The organism is Xanthomonas sp. LF02-5 (assembly GCF_034105325.1).
GTDB classification, from domain to species: Bacteria; Pseudomonadota; Gammaproteobacteria; order Xanthomonadales; family Xanthomonadaceae; genus Xanthomonas_A; species Xanthomonas_A sontii.
The window spans coordinates 1-344 of the sequence record NZ_JAXGGF010000025.1; the positions used below are offsets into that span (position 1 = coordinate 1).

Annotated in this window: 1 pseudogene; it reads left to right on the top strand. The window is 69.8% G+C overall.

Annotated features, from left to right (window positions below):
- A pseudogene (locus tag SLW52_RS21075) lies at window positions 1–344 on the top strand (hypothetical protein); the annotation flags it as partial.

The window sequence follows — 344 nt, forward strand, 5'->3', positions numbered from 1 at the left end:
GCTCGCAGCTGTATGCCACCAATACCGAACTGGGCAAGGTCGGCACCAAGGTGGACGAGCTCGACAACACGGTGCAGCAGTTCCAGAACGGCAACACGGTGAGATACGTCCATACCAATTCCAGCGGTGCGGACAGCACCGCCACTGGTGCCGACAGCACCGCGGTGGGAGCGGCGGCGAATGCGTACGGCGACAGCGCGGTGGCACTGGGCAATAGCGCGGTGGCGGGCGATGCGAACGATCCGGCCGTGGCCAACGCCGTGGCACTGGGCAAGGCGGCCACGGCCAGCGGCGGCGACAGCCTGGCGCTGGGTGCAGGCGCAGCGGCGGCGCAGGCCGGCGCG